This window comes from Myxococcus xanthus (genome assembly GCF_006402735.1).
Classification (GTDB): Bacteria; Myxococcota; Myxococcia; order Myxococcales; family Myxococcaceae; genus Myxococcus; species Myxococcus xanthus_A.
On the sequence record NZ_CP017174.1, the window covers coordinates 2,990,840 to 3,011,811 of the forward strand.

Annotated in this window: 12 protein-coding genes; 6 read left to right on the forward strand and 6 right to left on the reverse strand. The window is 69.0% G+C overall.

Annotated features, from left to right (window positions below; translation table 11 throughout):
- Nucleotides 1-14: 14 nt before the first annotated feature.
- Nucleotides 15-1,583, reverse strand: coding sequence for a hypothetical protein (locus BHS09_RS12735; protein ID WP_174260532.1), 1,569 nt, complete (start codon nucleotides 1,581-1,583; stop codon nucleotides 15-17).
- Nucleotides 1,584-1,757: 174 nt separating this feature from the next.
- Here BHS09_RS12735 and BHS09_RS12740 point away from each other — a divergent pair, with 174 nt between their 5' ends.
- Nucleotides 1,758-2,126 carry a metallothionein gene (locus BHS09_RS12740; RefSeq protein ID WP_140790025.1) on the forward strand — a complete coding sequence of 123 codons (369 nt, stop codon included), beginning with the start codon at nucleotides 1,758-1,760 and terminating at the stop codon, nucleotides 2,124-2,126.
- Here BHS09_RS12740 and BHS09_RS12745 read toward each other — a convergent pair.
- From BHS09_RS12745 to nadA, 3 genes are all read right to left on the reverse strand, one after another.
- Nucleotides 2,119-2,853: a class I SAM-dependent methyltransferase gene (locus BHS09_RS12745; protein ID WP_140790027.1), complete on the reverse strand. Its 735-nt coding sequence runs from the start codon at nucleotides 2,851-2,853 to the stop codon at nucleotides 2,119-2,121. The two genes, BHS09_RS12740 and BHS09_RS12745, sit on opposite strands and share 8 nt — an antisense overlap.
- A 138-nt stretch (nucleotides 2,854-2,991) precedes the next feature.
- A complete protein-coding gene (locus tag BHS09_RS12750; protein WP_140790029.1) occupies nucleotides 2,992-3,591 on the reverse strand; it encodes a zinc ribbon domain-containing protein in 600 nt (199 codons plus the stop codon).
- A 78-nt stretch (nucleotides 3,592-3,669) separates the two neighbouring features.
- Complete coding sequence (gene nadA, locus BHS09_RS12755; RefSeq protein ID WP_140790031.1) at nucleotides 3,670-4,602, reverse strand: quinolinate synthase NadA; 933 nt, start codon at nucleotides 4,600-4,602, stop codon at nucleotides 3,670-3,672.
- Nucleotides 4,603-4,955: 353 nt separating this feature from the next.
- Between nadA and BHS09_RS12760 the strand changes: the two genes are divergently transcribed.
- From BHS09_RS12760 to BHS09_RS12775, 4 genes are all read left to right on the forward strand, one after another.
- Nucleotides 4,956-7,370 carry a hypothetical protein gene (locus BHS09_RS12760; protein WP_140797999.1) on the forward strand — a complete coding sequence of 805 codons (2,415 nt, stop codon included), beginning with the start codon at nucleotides 4,956-4,958 and terminating at the stop codon, nucleotides 7,368-7,370.
- Nucleotides 7,367-8,155, forward strand: a complete 789-nt coding sequence (locus BHS09_RS12765) for a methyltransferase domain-containing protein (RefSeq protein ID WP_140790035.1) — start codon at nucleotides 7,367-7,369, stop codon at nucleotides 8,153-8,155. The genes BHS09_RS12760 and BHS09_RS12765 overlap by 4 nt, the downstream gene beginning before the upstream one ends.
- The gene (locus BHS09_RS12770; RefSeq protein ID WP_140798000.1) at nucleotides 8,152-11,064 is read left to right on the forward strand and encodes an ATP-binding protein; all 2,913 of its coding nucleotides are present in this window, start codon (nucleotides 8,152-8,154) and stop codon (nucleotides 11,062-11,064) included. The genes BHS09_RS12765 and BHS09_RS12770 overlap by 4 nt, the downstream gene beginning before the upstream one ends.
- 158 nt (nucleotides 11,065-11,222) lie before the next feature.
- A complete protein-coding gene (locus BHS09_RS12775) occupies nucleotides 11,223-12,611 on the forward strand; it encodes a peptide MFS transporter (RefSeq protein WP_140790039.1) in 1,389 nt (462 codons plus the stop codon).
- Nucleotides 12,612-12,838: 227 nt separating this feature from the next.
- On the opposite strand, the gene BHS09_RS12780 is transcribed toward BHS09_RS12775, so the two are convergent.
- A complete protein-coding gene (locus BHS09_RS12780; RefSeq protein ID WP_140790041.1) occupies nucleotides 12,839-14,293 on the reverse strand; it encodes a POT family MFS transporter in 1,455 nt (484 codons plus the stop codon).
- Nucleotides 14,294-14,647: 354 nt separating this feature from the next.
- Complete coding sequence (gene uvrA, locus BHS09_RS12785) at nucleotides 14,648-17,548, reverse strand: excinuclease ABC subunit UvrA (RefSeq protein WP_140798001.1); 2,901 nt, start codon at nucleotides 17,546-17,548, stop codon at nucleotides 14,648-14,650.
- Nucleotides 17,549-18,001: 453 nt separating this feature from the next.
- Between uvrA and BHS09_RS12790 the strand changes: the two genes are divergently transcribed.
- Nucleotides 18,002-20,947: a choice-of-anchor D domain-containing protein gene (locus tag BHS09_RS12790; RefSeq protein WP_140798002.1), complete on the forward strand. Its 2,946-nt coding sequence runs from the start codon at nucleotides 18,002-18,004 to the stop codon at nucleotides 20,945-20,947.
- The last annotated feature ends 25 nt before the right edge of the window (nucleotides 20,948-20,972 follow it).

Here is a 20,972-nt window from a genome sequence, read left to right on the forward strand (position 1 = left end):
GAGCGGCGGAGGACTCAGCGCCGGCGCACCAGCGCGCTCTTGCCTGGCTCCGCCACCACGGCCAGCTCGGACTGGAGCCGCGGACTGAACACGCGCGACGGCGGCGCGCCGCGTACGAGGAAGTGGTCGTACCAGACGCCCTGCCGCTCGTAGTCCATCTGCTGCGGCCGCCACTCGGAGGGGAAGGTGGGGGGCTCCTCGCCGGTGTAGCGCAGCGGGGAGTGCGGCGTGGACGCGAAGGTGAAGTTGGGCACGCCGCCGCGCGCCCGGGCCAGCACCGCCGCGCTGTGGATGAAGACGGGCTGTCGCACCACCCGGGAGCCGGGGTCGAACATCAACCCCATGACACGTGGGCGGGGGGCGGTGGCGGCCACCAGCGGCCCCCATTCGGCCTGCGCCTCCCGAGAGAAGGCGCGGTAGCCGCGCGCCATGACGAAGGCCAGCACCACCGCGCAGGCCAGGGCGGCGCCGCGTAGGGGCCTCCGCCACGCGGGAATGGCCGCCGGGACGGTGGCCACCAGGAGCGCGGCGGCCAGGTGCGCGTAGCGCGTGTTGAGGTAGTAGATGTAGCCGCGGATGTCGAAGGGCAGCAGAAAGTAGAGCGCCAGGGCCAGCAGCCCCAGCCCCATCAGCCGCGAGCGCGCCACCAGGCCCTGTGTGGCGGAGCGCTCTGGCCGCAGCAGCCCCGCGACCCAGCCCGCCACCGCCACCGCGCCCACGGCATACAGGGCCCACCGGTCCGAGCCATCCCGGAAGGTGTTGGCGAGCACCTGGAAGAACTCGGCGCGGTTCTGCTCGAAGCCCTTCCACGCCAGGTTCTGCGGAGAGAAGGTGGGACCCCACGCCTTCCAGGGCACTCCGGGCTGGATGTCCGCGGGCTCGCCGAAGCGAAGCACCACCCAGCCGAGGAACAGCGCGACGCCGGGCACCACCCCCAGCAGCGCGGGCACGCGAGGCCGCAGCCGCGCGGCGAGCCCACGGGCTTGTGCGTCCTCGGGCACGCGCGTGGTGAGCAGCAGCAAGGGCAGCCCGAAGGCGAGGAACCCGAAGGCCTGCACGTGGAAGAGGAGCACCGCCACCAGGCACACCGCCAACCCGATGCCCCACGTCCGGCGGCGAGGCGCGTCCTCCAGCGTCCGCACGAAGAGGCCGCAGCACAGCAGCGTCAGCGGCAGCGCGGCGCAGTAGTTGATGAAGCCCCAGTTGAAGCTGTCGCCGTAGGCGAAGGGCAGCGCCAGCAGGGCGGGCCAGGTAGGCCGGCCCAGGCTGCGCAGCAGGAAGCCGAGGCTGAGCGGCAGTCCCACCACGTAGGCGGAGAGGAAGACGCGGTTGGCCATCTCCAGCGGCAGCAGCCAGTTGAGGCCGCTGACCAGGTAGTAGTAGCCCAGGTACGGCGTCAGCGCGTGACGCGCGGCGAACAGCTGCGGGTACAGCGTGGTGGGGTCATCCAGCCGGTGCAGGACGGAGATGAGGTACAGGTGCTGGGGCAGGTCCACCAGGGGCAGGTGGCGCGACACCCACAGGGGGAGCACCCCCAGGACGAGCGCGGCGGCATGGACGAGGCGGGAGTGTCGGGGCGTCACGGAAGGCGCGGACTGTACGCGGCGCCTCCCTGCACGGCGAGCCGTCCTTGCAACCCGGCCAGCGCCTGTTTTCCAGGTAGACAAAGGTATGGCTGTCGGCCTTGGCAGTCGGGAAGGGCTGCGGTATAGGCGCCGTTTGAGCAGGGGCGCCTGGAGTGCCCCGAGGAGAGCAACATGACGCGCATCGGAATGTGGGTGGCCGGAGGGCTGATGGCGAGCGGCCTGCTCCTGGCACCGGGCGCGGCGGAGGCCTGCGAGGCCCACCGGCGCCCGGCCCCGGAAGCGAAGGCCGAGGAGGCCACGCCGAAGGCTGTCGAGCCCTCCACCAGCGGCGTGGAGCGCCCGTTGGATGTGCTGGACTCGCTCATGTCCGCCAAGTGCCAGTGCGGCAGCAAGGCGGACTGCACGTGCAAGAAGGGCTCGTGTGACTGCAGCAAGTGCAAGAAGCCCAAGCGCCAGGTGATGGACGCGCTGCGCGGCCAGCCCGCGAACCTGCAACTCGACGAGGCGCGCTACGACGCGTCCGCGGGCATCTTCATCTAGGCGTCTGGGCGGAGCCCTTCTCCGCCTTCACCACCAGCAGCGACGGCAGGGACACGCGCTCGAAGCGCACGAAGCCCGCCGCCGCGGCCTCCCGGCGCAATTCGGCCTCCCCTCGTGGATGCAGGCCCACGCCGCGGTGGAGCAGTGCCCGAGGCGCTCCCGGCGGTGCGTAGGTGCTGGCCACCCAGCGGCCTCCGGGCCGCAGCACGCGGTGGACCTCCATCATCATCCTGGGCAGGTCCGCGACGAAGGGCAGCGCGTCACTCATCAACACCGCGCCCAGCACACCGTCCTGGAAGGGGAGGTAGGGGGCTTCGGCGCGCAGGAAGTCCACGGCGACGCCGGCCTCGCGCACCTGGGCCACGCCTTCTTCCAGCATGGCGCGGGACACGTCGAGCGCGGCCACGGGCGGCGCGTCGGGCTCATGCGCCAGCCGCCGCGCGAGCAGCCCCGTGCCGCAGCCCACGTCCAACACGGTGCCTTCGGGTTTGCCCAGGAGGCTGCGGTAGAGGACGAACTCGCTGTCGCCATCCAGCGGCTGGCGGGTGAGGGCGCGCTGGAGCACGGGGCGCATGTAGCGCTCATAGGAGCGCGCCACCCAGCGCTGCTCCATGCCGCGCTGCAGCGGGCCGGACGCGGCGGGGTCCACCACCAGGTCGGCGACGCCCTCGGCCACCGGGTGGCTGGCGCCGCACGCCTGGCAGCGCAGCGGGCCGAAGAAGAGCACCGGGGCGTCTACCTCCGGCTGGAGGGCGCCACGCCGGCACCGGGGACATCGCAGGAGGGGAACGAGCACGCGCCGCATGGGGCCGGCAAGGCTACCGTCCCCCGTGCGGCGCGAGAACCCGTTTTCCGCCGGACGCCGTCAGGCCGAGGGCTGCGTGCGTGGCACGCGCTTGTCCTCGGCCACCAGCACCGGCCAGCCGCGGGCCATGGCCTCGCGGAAGAAGGCGGCCAGCTCCCGGCGGCTGTGATTCACCGCGCCCAGGAACGGGTCGATGAGGGACTCCTCACCCAGGCTGCGCGTGGCCGCCAGCTCCACCGGCGTGCCGCAGCGCTCGCAGCGGATGGACACCTGGCGCACCAGGGCCACCGGCACCGCGTAGCGGGCGCCGCAATCTCCGCACTTCCACACCAGGGCGCGCTCACCAGCCTCGCGGCGCGCCAGGTTCTCCAATTCGTCCGCCAGCCGCAGCAGCGCCGGGAGGTCCTGGGGTGGTTGCGCGAAGACGGCGGACGGGCCGAAGCCCGTCTCGGGCGCGCCCAGCGACGGGGGACGGTCCCCCTGTAGCAGGGTGCGCAGCCTGTCCTTGGCTCGCATGTCTCGGAATTCAGCGCCGGTGAGCGCGCGCTCCACCGCCTCATGGACCGGAGGCAGCTCCGGCTCGAGGCGCTCATCGTCCGGCAACGTCTGGGGGAAGTTCACCAGTCGGTGCGCGGGGACTGCGAGGAATCGGAAGGCCACGGTGGCTCCATCGCATTGTGCTTCGCGGGGTGCAAGACGCGAGTTGGCAAATGTCCGCTGCTACCGGTTATCCGCAGACTACACAGACCAGTCCAGCATGCGTTGCAGCGGCGCGCGAGCACCCTCGCGCAGGTCCTCGGGCATGGTCAGCTCGGGCGTGCGCTCCTTCATGCACCGCCAGAGTTTCTCCAGCGTGTTCAGCCGCATGTACGGGCACTCGTTGCATGCGCAGCCGTTGTCCGGCGGAGCGGGGATGAACGTCTTGTCCGGCGCGGCCCGCTTCATCTGGTGGATGATGCCCGCCTCCGTCACCACGATGAACTGCTGTTTCGGGCTACGCACCGCGTAATCCAGAATCGCCTTGGTGGAGCCGATGAAGTCCGCGTGGCGCAGCACTGCCTGCTCACACTCGGGGTGGGCCACCACTTCCGCCTCCGGGTACTCCACCTTCAGCTGCACCAGTTTCTTCTCGCTGAAGATTTCGTGGACGATGCAGCTGCCCGGCCACAGCACCATGTCGCGGCCCGTCTGTTTCATCACGTAGCGGCCCAGGTGCTGGTCCGGCGCGAAGAGAATCTGCCGGTCCTTTGGCACCTGGTTCACGATTTTCACCGCGTTGGACGACGTGCAGATGACGTCGCTCATGGCCTTCACCGCGGCGGAGCTGTTGACGTAGCTCACCACGAAGGCGTTCGGGTGTTTGTCCTTGAACGCCTTGAAGGCCCCTGGCGGGCACCGGTCCGACAGCGAACAGCCGGCCTTGAGGTCCGGCAACAGCACCTGCCGGGACGGATTGAGAATCTTCGCCGTCTCCGCCATGAAATGAACGCCACAGAAGACGATGACGTCTGCCTTCGTGCGCGCCGCGGCTTGCGCCAGCGCCAGGCTGTCGCCCACGAAGTCCGCGAGGTCCTGAACTTCGCTCTCCTGGTAATAGTGCGCCAGGATGACTGCGTTCATGGAACGCTTGAACTCCTGGATTTCCTTCGCGTAGTCGACTTCGGCGCTCATGGCACCTCCCGAGTCCCACATTTAACCGGGACTGGAAGTGCCGGCCAGGGTGCGGTTTGCCCCACTTTGCTGATGCCCGGGCGGCCACGAATCAAGCGGGCGGCCCTTTTCCAACATCCGCCCTGTCCTCATGCTGGGGCACTCCCTTCCCCATGAGGTCCGGTAAGATGGCGAGCCGGGCCGGACGCCGCGCATGCGGTTCGGCCATTGCATCTGGGAACTTCGAACCACGGGGGAATGTGAGGGGTCGCCGTCGGAAGGTCCGGCGGGGCGGTGGAGGCTGGCGGTCACATTCCGACCCGTGAAGTGGTTCATCCGGGGGCAGGCGGCTCTGACCCGGTGGAGGAGGACATATGACCGTGACGACGCGCGCAGTGCTGGTCGTGCATCCGGAGGCGGAGCGTCGCGGACGGCTCCGCGCCTTGCTGGATGGCTACGAAGTGCTCGAGGCCTCCAACCGGCAGGAGGCGGTCGAATTCCTCTCGAAATCCACTCCCGCGCTGGTGTTGACGCATCCGGACATATTTCCCCGGTTGTTGAAGGACTTGGAGCGCTACACCCCGCGCTCCATCCGCGCGGTGCTCTGCCCCAGGGACAATGCGCAGGCCCACCACAGCCTGGTGGACGTGGCCGCCGCGGGGCACATGTTCTTCACGCTGGAGGATGACCCCAGCCCGGCGCTGCGCCGCGCCGTCCAGGAATTGCTGGAGCTGCGCGAGTCCGAGCGCCGCGAGCCGCACGGCGTCCTGGAGGCCTGCTTCACGGCGGATGGCACGGCGTTCCGCGCGCGGCTTCTCGATGTGGCCACGGGAGGACTGGGCCTGCGCCTGGAGTCCAGCGTGCGCATCGAGCGGCTCACGCCGGGCACGGAGCTGGAAGGGCTCCAGGTGCTGCGCGGCGACACGCTGGTGCTGCGCGCCGGCCACGCCACGGTGCGCATGGTGCGCCCGCTGCGCGCGCACGAAGGCCAGGGCTTCCACCTGGGCGTGTCGCTGGAGCGTCCCGTGGAGCACGCGCGCTCTTCCGCCGCGCCGCTGCTCAACGACTCGGTGCGCATCCGCGGCCTGCTGCGCCGCGCCGTGCGCGCGGGGGTGGGCTTCGGGCTGCGCACGCACGAAGGCAACCGGTTGGTGGACTTCTCCCGCGCGGAGGTGCTGCCGGAGGAGTCCCGCCTGGTGCTGCGCGAGCAGTCGCAGCCGGGCACGCTCTTCCATCCAGGAGACGTGGTGCGGCTGTGCCTGGACTTCGGCGGCGTGTGCCATGTGGGCACCACGGCGGTGCTGGCCTCGGAGCCCAACCAGGTGGAGGTGGCCCTGCCGCGCACGCTGAGCCTGCACCACCGCCGCAACAGCCTGCGCTTCCGCTCCTCCGTAGAGCGGCCCTTCGCGGTGTCCTTCAATTCGCCCCTGACGGGGGAGGCCATCGTCCGCCCGCTGTTGGACCTGCACACCGGCGGCTTCGCCTTTCCCTTCGACGCGGGCCGGGAGGCCTTCCCGCCGGGGTTGGTGCTGGACGACGTGATGTTGCAGCTGCCGGACGGCACGCGCTCGCGCTGCCGCGCCCAGGTGCAGGACACCGGGCAGCTCACGGTGACGGAGGAGGGCGCCAGCATGAGCCGCCCGCGCCGCTGCGGCCTGCGCATCCTGGAGCTGGCGCCGGAGGCCCGCGCCGCCATCCTGGATGCCTTCATCAAGGCGCGGTGTCCCGATGCGCGTGATGCGTCCGAGCTGCCCTTCTCCGACGTGTGGGACTTGTTCCGCTCCGCGGACGTCCGCTTTCCCGACTACCCCTTCCACGAGACGGCGACGCCCGAGCCGCTGGTGGACGCGCACCAGCGGCTGGGCAACGGCATCCACGGCCTGTCCAAGGCCATCGTCTATCAGCGCGAGGGCCGGCTCTACGGCCACATCTCCGGGCTGCGCATCTACTCGCGCACCTGGCTGTCGCAGCACCTGGTGGTGCGGCCGGGCTACCACCGGCACGAATCCATCTCCCAGGAGCTGGTGGCGCTCGCGGCCGACTACGCGGAGAGCCTGGACGACGTGGAATACCTGCGCGCGCTGTGGCGATGCCGCAACCGGTGGACGTCGCGAATCTACGGCGCCATCGCCAGCCGGTTGGAGCGCCCGGGACTGAGCTGTCTGCATGCCTTCACGCCGTGCCGGCTCCCCGTGGACGCCGCGTTGCCGCCGCCTCGGAGCGATTTGCGCGTGCGCCCCGCGGAGACGGCCGATTTGCGCTGGCTGGAGCAGCACCTGCGGGAGACGCAGGACGTAGTGCGGCTGCGCAGCTCGGACCTGGTGGAGGGCGAGATGACCATGGGGACGCTGGGCGGGCGCTACTCGGACGCGCGGCTGCGGCGCTCGCGCAGCATCGCCCTGGTGGAGGGCAAGGACGGGCCCCAGGGGTTCGTCCTCATGGAGGACTCGTCGCCCGGTCTCTTCTGGGCGGAGTGGTACAACGCCTTCTCGCTCGTCATGGTGGAGCCGGATACGCGGGAAGCGGATGCCGTGCGTCAGGCGCTGGTGACACACGCGGTGGCGGACTCGGCCCGGCGCGGCCGCTCCACCGCGGAGTGCCTGGCCTCGGACGCGGACCTGCCCGCCCTGGAGACACTGGGTTTCCACAACCTGGGCAAGGTGATGGAGTTCACGGCCCACCGCCGGCTCGTGCGTGACTGGAATGCCTACCTGCTCGCCGTCTTCGAGCGGCTGGCGGCCCATGGCCGGGGTGGTAGCCGGGTGGATGACAAGGACATCGCGGCATGACCTACCTGATGGAGTCGGCCCAGGAGGTGCACCGCCTGCAAGCGCAGGCGAGCGCCACCTCCTACGCGGACCGGCTGAGGCTCACCGGGCTGAGGCCCGGGGACGCCGCACTGGATGTGGGTTGTGGTCCCGGCGTCATCACCTCGGAGATGCTGGACGTGGTGGGGCCGCACGGCTGCGTGGTGGGCATCGAGCCGCAGGCCGAACACCTGGCGGCGGCCCGGGGGCTGCTGGCGGGCAGGCCCAATGTGGAGCTGCGTCAGGGCGCGCTGCCGGAGACACATCTGCCCGCCGACCACTTCGACTACGTCTGGTGCCAGTACGTCTTCGAGTACCTGGGAGAGCCGGGCCCCGCGCTGGCGGAGCTGGTGCGCGTGGTCCGCCCCGGTGGGCGCGTGGTGGTGGCGGACATCGACGGGGTGGGGCTGTGGAACTGGCCCTTTCCGGAGGACCTCCAGGAGGAGAGCCAGAAGCTGCTCGCCGCCCTGCGCGCGGCGCGCTTCGACCTGCACGCGGGCCGCAAGCTGTTCCACCTGTTCCGCAAGGCGGGGTTGGTGGACGTGCGCGTGCACATCTCCCCGTTCTACGTGGCGGCGGGCGCGGTGGACGCGCGGCTCCGCGAGGACTGGGTCATCCGCTTCCGGACGCTGCGCCCGCTCGCCGAGCCCTTCTTCGGGGGCTCCGGCCCCTATGACGCTTTCTGTGAACGCTTCCTCGCACTCCTGGACGACGCCGACACCCTCAAATATGCGATGGTGTTGACGACCGAAGGAGTGAAGCGTTGACCGTCCCCGCGGAACTGGCCTCCGCACCGTCAGCCCCCGACACACCCGAGCTGAGTGTCCGGATGCTGCGCAGCGTGATGTTGTACTACGAGCGGACCTACGGCCGGGACCGGCTGGTGCGGGTGTGGCAGCGCGAGGCGCTGCCGCTGACGTTGGCGTACGTGGAGACGCTCACCAACTTCGTCTCCGTGGGGTTCACCGAGCGGCTCTTCGACGTGCTCGACAAGGACTCCGGTGATCCGGACTTCATGACGAAGGCGGGGCGCAGCATCGCCAGTCCGGAGGCGGTGGGCTTCCTCTATTACATGATGAAGGCGCTGGCCACGCCGCGCAGCGTCTACGAGCGAGCGCTGGAGCTGGACCACACGTACAACCGCGTGGGCGGCTTCCACATCGACACGCTCACCGACTCGCGGGTGCAGGTGCGCTACGTCAGCCGCATCCGCGAAAGAGATCGCAACTTCTGCCGCGCGCGCCAGGGCAACCTGTCCGCGTTCCCCGCCATCTGGAACCTGCCCCTGGCGGAGGTGAAGGAGCTGCGCTGCCAGGTGGATGGGGCGGACTGCTGCGAGTACGACATCCGCTGGCAGAGCCTGCCGCCCCTGGCGTGGCGCTACATCGTGGGCGGCATGGCGGGCATGGTGGCCGGCCTGCTGTCGGGCACGTTGAACCTGGCGCCCCCCATCTTCGCGGTCAGCTCCCTGGGCATGGTGGGCGTGGCGGCGGGGGCGTGGCTGGACACGCGCGCGGCCCTGCTGCGCAAGGACGAGAAGCTGTCGGAGCAGCACCAGGGCCTGCAGACGTCCCTGGAGGACCTGCAGCGGCGCAACGAGGAGATCTTCGCCGCCAACAAGGCGCTCGAGGACCGCGTGGCCGAGCGGACACAGGAGCTGTCCGAGGCCAATACGAAGTTGGAGGCGTCGCTCACGCGGCAGCAGGAGCTGGACCGGCTCAAGAGCGAGTTCTTCGACAACGTCAGCCACGAGCTGCGCACGCCGCTCACGCTCATCCTGCTGACGCTGGAGGCGCTGGCGAAGCAGGCGGAGTCGCTGCCAGCGGAAGTACCTCCGCTGGTGACGAACATGGAGCGCAGCGCGCAGCGCCTGCTGCGGCTCATCAACAACCTGCTGGACCTGGCGCAACTGGAGTCGGGCAAGGCGCGCCTGCGCTACCAGCCGCTGGAGCTGTTCGGCTTCCTGAGCACGGTGGTGCCGCCGTTCCACACCATGGCGGAGCGGCAGGGCGTGACGCTGCGGCTGGAGGGCGGCACGGTGACGCCCGTCCACGTGGACCACGAGCGCATCGACATCGTCTTCCAGAACCTGCTCGGCAACGCGCTGAAGTTCACCCAGAAGGGTGGGGTGACGGTGCGCGTGCGCGAGGACGACTTGGAGGTGCACGTCGAGGTGGAGGACTCCGGCCAGGGCATCGCCCCGCAGGACATCCCCGTCATCTTCGACCGCTTCTCCCAGGCGGATAACAGCGGCACCCGGCGCTTTGGTGGCTCGGGCATCGGTCTGGCGCTGGTGAAGGAGACGCTGGAACTGCACGCCGGCGGCATCTCCGTGACGAGCGAGCTGGGGCAGGGCTCCGTCTTCCACGTGCGGCTGCCCAAGGGCTCCGCGCACATCCGCGAGGACTTGCGCGAGCGGCGTCAGGCCGTCATGCCCGTGCGCCGCGAGCGCCGAATCTCCGGGGCCTTCCCCTCGCTGGAGCCGACGGGGGCGGATGTCCTGGGCGCGGCGCCTCCTCCGGCCAGGGACCACGCGGGGCCGGGGCCCGAGGCGCCCCGCATCATGGTGGTGGAGGACGACCCGGAGATTCGGAGCTTCCTCGCCCGGCTGCTGGCCCAGCACTACCGGGTGCTGGAGGCCATCAACGGCGACGACGGGCGGCAGCGCGCGCTGCGCGAGCGGCCGGACCTCATCCTGTCGGACGTGATGATGCCCGTCATGTCCGGCCTGCAGATGCTGACCGCCCTGCGCAATGACCCGCAGACGGTGGACATCCCCGTCATCCTCCTCACCGCGCGCCAGGAGGTGGCGGCCAAGGTGGAGGGCCTGGGCACAGGGGCCAATGACTACCTGGGCAAGCCCTTCAGCCCGAACGAGCTGCTGGCGCGCATCGAAACCCAGCTGCGCCTGCGCGAGGCGGCCGTGCGCGCCGCGGAGAACGAGCGGCTGGCGGCCATCGGCCTGCTCACGTCCGGCTTCGCGCATGAGGTGCGCAACCCGCTCAACGGGCTGATGAACGCGCTGCTGCCGCTCAAGGACATGCTGACGGTTGGCACCGCCGACGTGGAGCTGAGCAAGGCCATGCTGGAGGTGGTGGAGGAGTGTGGCCAGCGCATCCGCCACCTGGCCGAATCCCTGCTCTCCTTCACGCGCACCAGCGAGTCCCCGGTGGTGCTGTCCCTGGACTCGTCGCTGGACTCCACCCTGAGCGTGCTGGCGTGGAAGGTGCCGCCGGGCGTCAAGGTGGAGCGCGCGTACCACTGCGGCGAGCCCATCCGGGGCAACCCAGGCGCCCTGAACCAGGTGTGGCTCAACCTCCTGGACAACGCCCTGCGCGCGGTGGGCGACAAGGGGCGCGTGCGCATCTCCACGGCCAACACGGCGGAGGAGGCCATCGTCACCATCGGTGATGACGGGGTGGGCATCCGCCCGGAGGACATGGAGCGGCTCTTCCAGCCCTTCTTCTCCACCCGCGCGGCGGGCGAGGGGACGGGGTTGGGGTTGGCGCTCAGCCGCCGCATCATCATCCAGCACGGAGGGAGCATCGCCCTGAGCAGTGTTCCGGGAGAGGGCACGCAGGTGGAGGTCCGCCTGCCGCTGCGCCCCGTGGCGCCTCGTGTCACGGGAGGCATGCCCGACCTCGCGTCCGAGCCGCGCGTCGGCCGCCTGGGCTGACGCAGGACGCAAAGGCCCCGCCCGAGCCCACGGCGCCCGGGCGGCGGAGAAGGGGAATTCCCTATCCGCGCAGGTGTCCTCCTGGGCACGGCCCGCGTGTCTGCTACAGTCACGCCACTTTTTCGTCGCACCTCTCCTTTTTCAAGGAAACGACCTGCATGCAAGGCACCGTAGCCGCGGGTGATGCCCGCAAGGGGCACCCGCGAGGGCTGTATCTCCTGTTCTTCACTGAGATGTGGGAGCGCATGTCGTATTACGGCATGCGTGGCCTGCTCGTGCTCTTCCTCACGAGCAAGGTCAACGGAGGATTTGGCTGGTCCACCGCGGACGCACTCAGCCTCTACGGCACCTATACGGGCCTGGTGTACCTGACGCCCATCGCCGGCGGCTTCATCGCGGACCGCTACATGGGGCAGCGCCGGGCGGTGGTGCTCGGCGGCGTGTTGATGATGATAGGCCACCTCATCCTGGCCTTGCCCAGCGTGACGATGTTCTACGCGGGCCTGGGATTCCTCATCATCGGCAACGGCTTCTTCAAGCCGAACATCTCCACCATGGTGGGCGGGCTGTACGCGCCCGGTGACGGCCGCCGTGACAGCGCCTTCACCATCTTCTACATGGGCATCAACCTGGGCGCGGTGCTCGGCAACTTCATCTGCGGCACGCTGGGTGAGCGCGTGGGCTGGCACTGGGGCTTCGGCGCCGCCGGCGTGGGCATGCTCCTGGGCCTGATCGCCTTCGTGTCGCTGCAGAGCAAGCTGCTGGGGAAGGTGGGCCTGGTGCCGGAGCGGATGGTGGCCGCCGCCGAGGCGAAGCCGGGCACCCCGGAGAAGTCGGGCTTCAGCCGCGATGAGTTCGACCGCATCCTCGTCATCTTCATCATGGCGCTGTTCGTCGTCGCCTTCTGGACGGGGTTCGAGCAGGCCGGCGGTTTGATGAACCTCTACACGAACGCGAAGGTGGACCGCGGCATCCTGGGTTGGGAAGTGCCGACGACCTGGTTCCAGAACTTCAACTCCATCTTCATCGTCACGCTGGCGCCGATTTTCGCCGGCCTGTGGAGCTGGCTGGCCGCGCGCGGCAAGGACCCGAGCATCCCGGTGAAGATGAGCATGGGCCTGCTGTTCCTCTCCGCCGGCTTCCTCTTCATGCTGGGCGCCTCCAGCGAGAGCGCCTCGACGGGCAAGGCGGCGGCGTGGTGGGTGGTGATGGCCTACCTGCTGCACACCATGGGTGAGCTGTGCCTGTCGCCCGTGGGCCTGTCCATGGTGACCAAGGTGGCGCCGGCGCGCATCGTCTCCGCGATGATGGGCGTGTGGTTCCTCGCGAACGCGGCGGCCAACAAGCTGGCCGGTGTCTTCGGTGGCTACTCGGAGAAGCTGGGCGAGTTCAGCGTGTTCCTCTACATCTCCGTGGGAACGGGCATCGCTGGCGTGCTGCTGCTCGTCGTGTCGCCCATCCTCAAGCGGATGATGCACGGCACGGACGAGGTGAAGCCCTCCGCGCCCACCTCCGAGCAGCAGGGCGGCTCGGTGGCGGCGGCCTGAGCGGTCGCGGACTCCTCCTGATTGAAGTCCAGACGCCGGCGTCCCGATGGGGCGCCGGCGTTTCTGTTCGCGGAGCTGGCGGCCTCGCGGCGGTCCGATGCCGAAACGCGCCCGGGGGGCTGCTCCGGCGTTTCCGTTCGCGCCCCTGTCCGCGCCACGCCTGAAACACAAACGCCGGCGCACCTCAGGGGTGCACCGGCGTCCACTGCTGCGGGCTGACCGCCTGGCTACGCGGACTTCGCCGAGCCGGGCGTCACACCGGCGGCGGTGCGCTCCTCGGTGGGGACGGGCGCGGACGTCTGGTAGTAGTCGCGCACCACGTAGCGGCGGGCCACCAGGGCCATACCCACTGCGGCCACCAGGGCGAAGCCGGCGTAGAAGAAGAACTGCCCGGAGCCCGTGAAGACGTTGAGCTTCGCGGTGATGGCCACCGCCACGTTGGCCAGCGTGTTCGTCACCAGCCACACGCTCTGGATGGTGCCCTTCATCTCACGCGGGGCCTGCGTGTACGCGAACTCCAGGCCCGTGGTGGACATCAGGATTTCGCCCAGCGTCAGCACGATGTACGGGAGAATCTGCCACGCGATGTTCAGCGTCGTGCCGCCCTCCATCGTCACCTGGAAGATGCCGGCGATGATGAACGACAGCGCGCCAATCACCAGGCCCAGCGGCATGCGCCGCAGCGGCGTCAGCTCCCAGCCGAAGCGTTGGAAGGCCGGGTAGACGACGGCCGTCAGGAAGGGGATGAGCAGCATCACCAGCAGCGGATTGACGAACTGCATCTGGCTGGCTTGGAAGGTGAACGGCCCCACCTGCGGGTCCATGGACCGGGCCTGCACCACCCACGTCGAAGCCTTCTGGTCGAAGAGCATCCAGAAGAAGGGCACGAAGGGGAGCAGCAGCGCGCTCACCTTGAACACCGCCTTCACGCCGTCCACGGCCTCCTCGGGGTGCTCCCGCTTCGCGCCGTCCAGCCAGCCGCCGCCCTGGCCGCGGTTGCGCAGCGCGCTGGCCACCACCTTGAAGAAGCTGTGCGGATTGGCGCCCGTCGCCGGCACCCGGACGTACTTGTGACGGCCCGCCCAGAAGATGAACGTCGCGATGAACATCAGCACCCCGGGGATGCCGAAGGCCACCGACGGCCCGAAGTGCTTGAGCAGCAGGGGGATGAACAGCGACGCGAAGAACGAGCCGAAGTTGATGGTCCAGTAGAAGATGGCGAAGACCTTCTTCACCAGGTGGCTGTTGGACTCGTTGAACTGGTCCCCCACCATTGCCGCCACGCAGGGCTTGATGCCGCCACTGCCAATGGCGATGAGCGCCAGGCCCGTGAAGAACCCCGTGACGCTGTTCTCGAAGACGGCGAGGCACGCGTGGCCCAGGCAGTACACCAGGCTCAGCCCCAGGATGATGCGGTACTTCCCGAAGAACCGGTCCGCCAGGTAGCCGCCGATGAGCGGGAAGAAGTACACGCCCGCCATGAACGTGTGCATCAGGCTCTTGGCTTCGGCCTCGCGCAGCGCGTTGTCCGGTATCTGCGTGCGCAGCAGGTAGTCGATGAGGAACACCGTGAGGATGTTCCGCATCCCGTAGAAGCTGAAGCGCTCACACGCCTCGTTGCCGATGATGAAGGGGATTTGCGGCGGGAACTTGCTGCTCTGCGCGGCGGTTGCCTGGGCCATACGACGGGGTGCTCCCTCGTGACGAAAGGTGGGGGCTCCTAGATTCTGAGAAGCCGCACCCTACCCAACGCGCCGCCGGGACTCCACCGAACGGAAGGGCCCCGCCGCGCCACCCGGCGCTTCCCTGGCCGCACCCATGCCGGAAATCTCCGGTAAGACTACCTGCGTCATTCCGGTGGGCGTGCGTGTTTGTTAATACAACTCAAGTTGCCTGGCTGGGTTTGACAGGCATTGGAATATCCCTATCATTTCCCATGATGTCTTTCCTCCAAGGTGGTGCGAGGGGGTGGGGGTGAATGAAGGCACCCCCGTCCCCCCGCTCCATTTTCCCAGGAGGCATTGCGCGGTGCGCCGTCAGCCCCGCGCGCCCTTCTTCACGGGCACCGGGTCGTCCACACGCACGCCCACGCGGGCCCGGCGGGCCTTGGTGAGCACGTGGCCCAGGTAGCGGCCGGTGTGGCTGCCTTCGACCTCGGCGACCTGCTCGGGCGTGCCAGCGGCCAGAATCCTGCCGCCGCCCGCGCCGCCCTCGGGGCCCAGGTCGATGAGCCAATCCGCGCTCTTGATGACGTCCAGGTTGTGCTCGATGACGAGCACGCTGTTGCCCGCCTCCACCAGCCGGTTGAGCACGGACAGCAGCTTGCGGATGTCCTCGAAGTGCAGGCCGGTGGTGGGCTCGTCGAGGATGTAGAGGGTGCGCCCGGTGGCCACGCGCGCCAGCTCGCGGGCCAGCTTGATGCGCTGGGCCTCGCCGCCGGACAGGGTGGGGGAGGGCTGCCCCAGGCGGATGTAGCCCAGACCGACGTCATGGAGCGTCTGCAGCACACGCATGATGTCGCGGTGAGCGCCGAAGTGCTCCATCGCCTCGCGCACGCTCATATCGAGCACCTCGGCGATGTTCTTCCCCTTGTAGCGCACGCGCAGGGTGGCCTCGTTGAAGCGCTTGCCGGCGCACACCTCGCAGGGCACGTAGACGTCCGCCAGGAAATGCATCTCCACCAGCTTCACTCCGTCGCCTTCGCATGCCTCGCAGCGGCCGCCCTTGATGTTGAAGCTGAAGCGGCCCGGCCCGTAGCCGAACGCGCGCGCCTCGGGCGTCATCGCGAACACCTCGCGGATGTTGTCGAAGAGCTTGGTGTACGTGGCCGGGTTGCTGCGCGGCGTGCGGCCGATGGGGCGCTGGTCGATGTCGATGACCTTGTCCAGGTGCTCCATGCCCAGCACGGCCTTGTGCTTGCCCGGGGATTCACGGCTCTCGTAGAGGTGCCGCGCCAGGGCCGGGAAGAGAATCTCGTTGATGAGCGTGGACTTGCCCGCGCCGGACACGCCGGTAATCGCGCTGAAGACGCCCAGCGGAATCTCCGCGTCCACGTTCTTCAGGTTGTTCTCCTGCGCCCCCTGGATGACCAGCTTGCGCTTCGGGTCCGGCTTGCGGCGCTCCTGCGGAATCTCGATTTCCTGCCGCCCGGAGAGGTACGCGCCGGTGGAGCTGGCCTCGTTCGCCATGACCTGCTCCGGCGTGCCCTGGGCCACCACCTGGCCGCCCAGCTCGCCCGCGCCCGGACCGAAGTCCACCAGCCAGTCCGCCTCCTCCATCGTCTCCTCGTCGTGCTCCACGACGATGACGGAGTTGCCCAAGTCCCGCAGGCGCTTGAGCGTCAGCAGCAGCTTGCCGTTGTCGCGCTGGTGCAGGCCGATGGAGGGCTCATCCAGGATGTAGATGACGCCCGTCAGCTCACTGCCCATCTGCGACGCCAGCCGGATGCGCTGGCTCTCACCGCCTGACAGCGTGGACGCGGTGCGGTCCAGCATCAGGTAGCCCAGGCCCACGTCCACCAGGAAGGACAGGCGGCTGCGAATCTCCTTCAGCAGCTCGGTGGCGATCTTCCGCTCGTGCGCGGACAGGGCCATGTCGCCCAGGAAGCCCAGCGAGTCGGAGATGGTCAGCCGGCTCAGCTCGACGATGCTTCGCCCGTGCACCTTCACCGCGCGGCTCTCCGGCTTCAGGCGCTCGCCCTTGCAGGACGGGCAGGGCTTGTCGCTGAAGTACTTCTGGAGCTCGGTGCGGCGCGCCTCGGAGGTGGTCGTCTTGAAGTTGCGCATCATGCGCTCGACCAGGCCCTCCCATTCCATCTTGTACTTGCCGCCCTCGCCCCACGCGACGGTGAAGGACTTGCCATTGGCGCCGTACATCAGCGTGTCCTTCTCACGCTTGGTCAGCTTCGCGTAGGGCACGTCCAGATCAATCTTGAAGGCCTTGGCCAGGCTCTCCACGAAGTCGGCTGTCCAGCCCTCGCCGCGGTTCATGCTGCCGGCCCACGGTTCGATGGCGCCATCGCGGATGCTGCGTGACGTGTCCGGGACGATGAGGTCCGGGTCCATCTCCGGCTTGGTGCCCAGACCGTTGCAGTCCGTGCACATCCCCAGGGGGTTGTTGAAGGAGAAGGACGCGGGCGTCAAATCACCGAAGGACAGGCCACACTTGGAGCAGGCATTGAGCTCGGACATCACCCGGTCGGAGGCGAGCGTGCCCTTCTCGTCGGTGATGATGAGCGTGCCCTTGCCTTCTCGCAGCGCCGTCTCCACGGAGTCGGTGAGGCGCGTCTTCACGTCCGGCTTGAGCACCACGCGGTCGATGACGAGCGCGATGTCGTGCTTGGACTTCTTGTCCAACTCGATGCGCTCCTCCAGGCTCTTGAGCGCGCCGTCGATGCGGGCACGGGAGAAGCCGCGCTTCTGGGCCTCGGCGAGCAGGTCCTTGTGCTCGCCCTTGCGGTTCGTCACCAGCGGCGCCAGCACCTGGAGCTTGGTGCCCGCGGGGGCCTTGAGGATTTCATCGACAATCTGCTGCGCGCTCTGCTTGCCCACCTTCACGCCACAGTTGGGGCAGTGCTGCACCCCGATGGAGGCATAAAGTACGCGCAGATAGTCGTGTACTTCCGTGACGGTGCCCACCGTGGAGCGGGGGTTGTTGCTGGCCGCCTTCTGCTCGATGGAGATGGTGGGCGACAGGCCGCGAATGGTGTCGTACTTCGGCTTCTCCATCTGCCCCAGGAACTGCCGTGCATAGGCGGAGAGGCTCTCCACGTAGCGGCGCTGGCCTTCCGCGTAGAGGGTGTCGAAGGCGAGCGAGCTCTTGCCCGAACCAGACACGCCGGTGAAGACGACGAGCTTTTTCTTGGGAATGTCCAAGGAGACGTTCTTGAGGTTGTGCTCCTTGGCGCCTCTGAGGGAAATGACGTCGGGCTCGGACATGGGCGGGCGATCTACCACTGAATATGTGTTCCGGTAGGGGGAAACACGTTGGAACCGCTCTGGATACAGGAGAACGTCCTGGGTTGCGCCCCGCATCCCACATCTGGCGACCCTTCAGGCGGGGAGGCGTCCCTGAAATCTCCGAGCCCCTCCTGGGCCACTCAGAGGGGGCGAAGTCGCGACGCCTGGCCGCCTGCCCCACCCGGACGGAGGATTCGTCTGTGTGACACCTGGGGTTCCTGAAGGAATTTCAGAAGTGTCCTGCGAAAGGACACCCGCATTTCCCGGGCGGGCTCTGGCGTTTCCCTGCGAGGCCAGGGGGTTGCCGCGTGGGAGCGCCCCTCGCCTCTCTGTGGGCGGACCGGGCACCGGGGTTGCAAAGGGCCCCCCGCTGAGCCGTGAGGTGAACCAGGGTGTGTTCCTGGCGTCTCCCGGTGGGGCGGGGAGGACGTTATGCGCAGGGCGTTTGGGCTGGTGGCGTTGGTGGTGGTGATGGTGGCGGGAGGGGCGTGTGAACGGCCCGCCTCTCAAAAGGCAAAGAGCGCCTTCGTCGTCAGGCCAGAGACTGTGGACTTCGGTCCCGCGGCGCTGGGGCATACCAAGACGTTCAAGCTGCGAATCGCCAACGCGGGCCGGGCTTCCTATCGTGTGGAAGGCGCCGTCTCCAGCGTGCCCAACGTCGACATTCCCCCCTTCGAGCCCTTCATCCTGTCCGCGGGTGGCGAGCAGGACATCGAAATCCACTTCCTGCCGCGGGTAGAGGGCGAGATTCAGGGCGTGGTGGAAATCATCACCGACGCGGAGGTCGGTGGACGCGTGCCGGTGTCCGGCCGCGGCGTGAAGGCCTTCCTCGAGGTGTCCTCGGAGGCGCTCGACTTCGGCAACGTGGCCATGGGCCTGGTGGAGATGCGCGAGGTGACGGTGCGCAACCCATCGGACGTGGACAGTCCGCTGACGCTGTCCGTGCAGGGCGCGGACGCCGACCAGTTCACCGCCGGGCAGGGCCTGCCCTCCTCGCTGGCTCCGGGCGAGCAGTTGGTGGTGCCGGTGGCCTACGCTCCGCGCCGGCTGGGCGCGGCCGAGGCGGCGCTGCACGTAGCGGTGTGCGACGGGTGTGAGCCGGCGGTGGTGCCGCTGATGGGAACGGGCGTGGCGTCCAAGCTGGAGGTGACGCCGCTGCGCGTGGACTTCGGGCGCGTGGCGCTGGGGGCCACGGCGGAGCAGGTCATCACCGTGCGCAACCAGGGCACGCAGCCGTTGAGCTTCTCGGGCTCGCAGCTCGTGGACAGCTCGGAGGGCGTCTTCCGCATCACCAGTGAGCCGGTGGTGGCCAACGGGCAGTTGGCACCGGGCGCGGCGGTGGAGCTGCGCGTGGCCTTCACGCCTGCGGCGGTGGGCAAGGTGCGTGACGGGCGGGTGGAGATTGGCGTGCGCGAGCAGGGCTCCAGCGCGCCGGGCCCCAAGGTGTCGCTGGTGGGCGAGGGCGGCGGCTCGTGCGTGACGGTGCTGCCCCGGCGGCTGGCTTTCGGCACGGTGGCGGAGGGCATGACGGCGACGCGCGACGTCACCGTCTACAACCGTTGCCGTGCGGACGTGAGCGTCACCGACCTCCAACTCGACACGCAGCAGGGCGGCTACTTCACCCTGGCCCAGGCGCCCGCCAGCGTGATGGTGCCCGCGGGGCAGAATGCCCGGGTGAGCGTCACCTTCCGGCCTAAGGCGGGGAACACGGACGCCAGCCAGGGACAGCTCTCCGTCACGGTGCGTGACAGCGGCTCCGCGACCACGGAGGCGGTGGCGCTGGAGGGGCGGAGCCGGGTGTTCGCGCCGTGCCAGTACGTGCTGCCCCAGCAGCTGGACTTCGGCAAGGTGCCGGTGGGCGCGGAGGTGGCGCTGGGGGTGACGCTGCGGAACACGGGCACCGAGGCCTGCTACCTGGCGTCGATGCAGCTCGCCCAGGGTTCGGACGGGGTGTTCTCCGCGTCTCCCATGCGCAACGGCGTGCTGGAGCCGGGCGCGAAGGCGACGCTGGTGGTCCGCTTCAAACCGTCCGAGGAAGGTGGCTTCTCGGGGCTGGCCGAGGCCTGGGTGAACAGCCCCACGCAGGGACACCCGCTGGTGGAGCTGCAGGGCGAGGGCGTCGTGGGATGCTTCGCGGTGCAGCCCACCACGGTGGACTTCGGCGTCACCAAGCTGACGTGCGGCCCGCGCACGCGGGAGCTGGTGGCCGTGAACTCGTGCGTCGGGCCCATCCAGGTGAGCCAGGTGGCGTTCGACGCGGACGCGGGCGAGTTCACCGTGGATGGTGGCGGCAACGCCCCGTGGACGCTGGCGAGCCAGAGCACGCGCGCGCTGACGGCGACGTATGCCCCGGTGGATGACGGCGCTGACACCGCGGCGTTGCGTTTCACCCTGGCGGATGGCTCCGTCTACACGGTGGGCATGGTGGGACAGGGCGTGACGAAGGCGGAGCAGACGGACCGCTTCTTCCAGGAGTCACAGGCGAAGGTGGACGTGCTCTTCGTGGTCGACAACTCGGGGTCGATGATGGAGGAGCAGCAGAGCCTGGGGCAGAACTTCGCGGCCTTCCTGAGCGCGGCGGACGGCGCCTCGGTGGACTACCGCATCGGCGTCACCACCACGGGCTTGGACCCGTCTCCAGGTGGCTGGTCTGAGTGCCCGGGCGGCTCGCAGGGCGGAGAGAATGGCCGCCTGTTCCCCGTGGACGGCACCCGGCCGCGAATCATCACTCCGGCGACGCCGGACGCCGCGGGCGTCTTCGCCAACAACACCCGCGTGGGTGTCTGCCATTGGAACGAGCAGGGACTGGAGGCCGCCTACCGCGCGCTGGCGGACCCGCTGCTCTACAACGAGGATGACCCGCGCACCGCGCAGCCCAACGACGGCAACGGAGGCTTCCTGCGCGAGGACGCCCGTCTGGCCATCATCTTCGTGTCGGACGAGGAGGACTTCAGCGTGCAGCCGGTGTCCTTCTACGAGACGTACCTGCTGGCGCTGAAGGGCAATGACCGCTCGAAGCTGAGCGTCAATGCCATCGTCGGGCCGGCGGACCTGGCCAGGTGCCCCACGTCCAGCAGCTCGGGCAGCCGCTACATCCAACTGGCGGAGGCCACGGGCGGCGTGGTGGACAGCATCTGCACGCCGAACTGGGCCAGCTCGTTGGAGAAGCTGTCCGACAGCACGTTTGGCGCGAACCGCAAGTTCCCCCTGTCCGAGACGCCGGAAGATCCGGGCAGCATCGTCGTCGATGTGGACGGCGTCCGCGTGACGTCCGGCTGGGTGTACGACGCCCGCGAGAATGCCATCCTCTTCGACCGCCCCACGGCGCCCGAGGCGGGTTCACTGGTAGAGGTGACGTACCCGCTGGGCTGCGGCTGAACGGGTGTGCGGAGCGTGATGCCGC